General features: G+C 69.5%; 3 protein-coding genes. 2 read left to right on the plus strand and 1 reads right to left on the minus strand.

Features of this window, described 5'->3' with window-relative positions:
* Positions 1-544, plus strand: a 544-nt coding sequence (locus G3N92_RS32255; protein WP_206131584.1) for an SDR family oxidoreductase, incomplete at its 5' end; no start/stop codon positions are given.
* A gap of 91 nt (positions 545-635) precedes the next feature.
* Here the strand turns inward: G3N92_RS32255 and G3N92_RS32260 are convergent.
* A complete protein-coding gene (locus G3N92_RS32260; RefSeq protein ID WP_206131585.1) occupies positions 636-2,378 on the minus strand; it encodes a cation:proton antiporter in 1,743 nt (580 codons plus the stop codon).
* Between the two features lie 369 nt (positions 2,379-2,747).
* Between G3N92_RS32260 and G3N92_RS32265 the strand changes: the two genes are divergently transcribed.
* The coding region (locus G3N92_RS32265; protein WP_206131586.1) for a hypothetical protein at positions 2,748-3,263 on the plus strand (516 nt) is incomplete at its 3' end.

A 3,263-nucleotide genomic window follows, 5' to 3' on the forward strand; every position in this document is an offset into this window, starting at 1 on the left:
CGCAGCCCGTCAGGTAACCGAAGCATTCGGCCCGCTCGACATCTTCTTCGCGAACGCCGGCGTCGCGTTCGCCACGCCGCTGGCCGCCACCGATGAGGCCGCCTACGACGAGCTGATGGACATCAACGTCAAGAGCGTGTTCTTCTCGATGCAGACGGCCGAGCCGATGCTGCGCGACGGCGCGTCGGTGATCCTCAACACCTCGTTCCTCACGCATGTGGGGCAGCCCGGCCTGTCGCTGCTGTCGGCCTCGAAGGCGGCCGTGCGCTCGCTGGCCAGAACCTGGTCGAGCGAGCTGCTCGAACGGCGCATCCGCGTGAACGCCGTCAGCCCCGGCTATATCGACACGCCGCTGCATGGGCGGCGCGGCGGCGCGCCGGAGGACATCGACGCCAGGAAGGCGCGGTTCGCCGCGCGCGTGCCGGTGGGCCGGCTCGGCAGCGCCGACGAGATCGCCGAGGCCGTGCTGTTCCTGGCCAGCGACGCGTCGCGCTACATCGTGGGCGCGGAGATTCGCGTCGACGGCGGGATCTCGCAGTTGTAGGGGCGCGGGCAAAAAAAACGGCGCCGCGGTCCAGCCGGCGCCACAAATACCCCACCCCTCTCAGAACCCCTGCCGCACGGCGCGGCGCAGCTCAATGCGCCGCCGCCGCGCGCGGCTTCTCCTGATGCGCGCCGCCCATGCGCGCCAGCACATGCTCGGTCATGCCGCGCGCCAGCTCCGTCTCGCTGATGAACACGGTGCCCACGCCCTCGCTCGTCAGCAGCGCCGCCTCGTCGCCGCTGTGCGTGCACAGCGCGATCTCGATCGACGGGTTCAGCGTGCGGGAAATCTCGACGATCTGCCGCACGTCGAACGTGTCGGGCAGCGTGACGACCAGCATGCCGGCGCGCGCGATATGCGCCTGCACCAGCACCACCGGCTCGATCGCGTCGCCGCTGACGGCCGCGATGCCCTGCTCGCGCAGCTTCTCGACCGTTTCGCGATTCTGTTCGACCACCACGTAGGCGATGCCGCGCTCGCCGAGCGCCTGCGCGATCCGCGCGCCGACGCGCCCGTAGCCGACGATCACGACCTGGCCGGTGAGGTGCGTCTGCGGCGTGGACATCGGCAGCGCGGCCAGCGGATCGTCGCGCGATTCGAGGCGGCGCGCGAACGCCGAATGCTTGCGGATCCACACCAGCGCAGGCTCGATCATCGCGAACAGCAGCGTGTTCATCGCGATGGAGATCAGCGCGACGGCCAGGATCAGGCTCTGCCCCTCGGCCGACAGCAGCCCGAGCGAGCGGCCGAGGCCGGCCAGGATGAACGAGAACTCGCCGATCTGCGCGAGGCCCGCGCCCACGGTGAGCGCGGTATTGAGCGGATAACGGAACGCCAGCACGAGCGCGACGGCGGCCAGCGTCTTGCCGATCACCACGATCAGCGCCACCTCGATCACGTGCAGCGGCTGCTCGATCAGGATGGCCGGATCGAACAGCATGCCGACCGAGATGAAGAACAGCACCGAGAACGCGTCGCGCAGCGGCAGCGTTTCGTCGGCCGCGCGGCGGCTGAATTCCGATTCGCGCATCATCATGCCGGCGAAGAACGCGCCCAGCGCGAACGACACGTCGAACAGCTTGGCCGCACCGAACGCCACGCCCACGGCCGCCGCGATCATGCACAGCGTGAACAGCTCGCGCGAGCCGGTGCGCGCCACCAGCCACAGGATGCGCGGGAACACGCGCTTGCCGACCACCAGCATCAGCGCGATGAACGCCGCCACCTTCAGGAACGTGACGCCGAGCGTGCCCCACAGGCTGCCGCCCGCCTCGGCCGCATGGCCCGCCGCGCCCTCGGGCGAGCCGCCGAGCAGCCCCGCCAGCGGCGGCAGCAGCACCAGCACGAGCACCATGACGAGATCCTCGACCACCAGCCAGCCCACCGCGATGCGGCCGTTGACCGTCTCGACCAGGCCGCGCCCCTCGAGCGCGCGCAGCAGCACCACGGTGCTCGCCACCGACAACGCCAGCCCGAACACCAGCGCCGCGCCGATGCTCCAGCCCCAGGCCAGCGCGAGCCCGCCGCCGAGCACCGTGGCCACCGCGATCTGCACGACCGCGCCGGGCAGCGCGATCTTGCGCACCGCGAGCAGGTCGCCCAGCGAGAAATGCAGGCCGACGCCGAACATCAGCAACATCACGCCGATCTCGGCCAGTTGCTGCGCGAGCGCCAGATCGCCGACGAAGCCCGGCGTGCCGGGGCCGATCACGATGCCGGCCAGCAGATAGCCGACCAGCGGCGGCATCTTCAGCAGCGAGGCGAGATAGCCGAACACCATCGCGAGCGCGAAACCGGCCGCGAGCAGTGCGATCAAGCTGACGTCATGCGGCATTCATCCCCCTTTGATATGTAATGCATTCGAAAGAATACAAGAATAAGGGATGTCGACGGCGTGAGGGGTGGATTGAGTGAAAAAAGCCGGGAAAAAATGCGTGAAATCGGCGGCGGGCGGCCATTTCCGCCGGGATTCGGCAACGCCGCGCACACGAAGCGCCGGCATGTCGCACAGCCCGCGCCCTTCGCGGCTTCGCCTTTCCGTCTTCCGCTTCGCGCGCCGTCAAGATGACAAATTAATGACTGCCTAGCATCCCCGACGGTCGCCTTCCACCCTGGCATACCGCAACGCAGTCGTGAGAGCGGCCGCCTGCTCGGGCAAGCGACGTGCAGAAGATCAATAACTCATATCGAGCTGGAGCCTGCCATGAAGCCGAACAGCATCGCTCGCGGGCCCGTGCGGGCCGAGCCGCAAGACGAATCCGCGACGCCCGGGCCCTTGCAGGCTGTCGAGCGGCGCGCCGCCCAAAGTTCCGCCATGCCGGAAGGGTTGCGCAACCTGGCCGACAAGCTGACCGCGCGCAAGCAGATCCATGCCGCCAGCAACCTCAGCGGCCAGGAACTCCTGATGGCGGCCAGCAACCCGAACCTGAACGGACGCGGCGCGCGGGCGCTGCAACGCGAGATCGCGCACCGCCGCGCGACCAACACGCCCGCAACGACAACAACGACACCGCCCGCCCCGGCCACTGCCCCCGCCCAGCGGAAATCGGCCCTGCCGAACGCGATGCGCGGGATGCTCGACAAGGTCACCGCGCGCACGCAAACCGCCCAGGCAGCGGCGCTCAGCGATGCGGAGCTGGCGGACCGGCTGGCCGGCCCCGCCCCGCAGGTGCAGCGCGAGGCGCGGGCATTGCAGCGCGAAGCGGCGAAGCGCCAGGCG

Origin of the sequence: Burkholderia sp. Ac-20379, from assembly GCF_017104645.1 — a bacterium.
GTDB lineage: Bacteria > Pseudomonadota > Gammaproteobacteria > Burkholderiales > Burkholderiaceae > Burkholderia.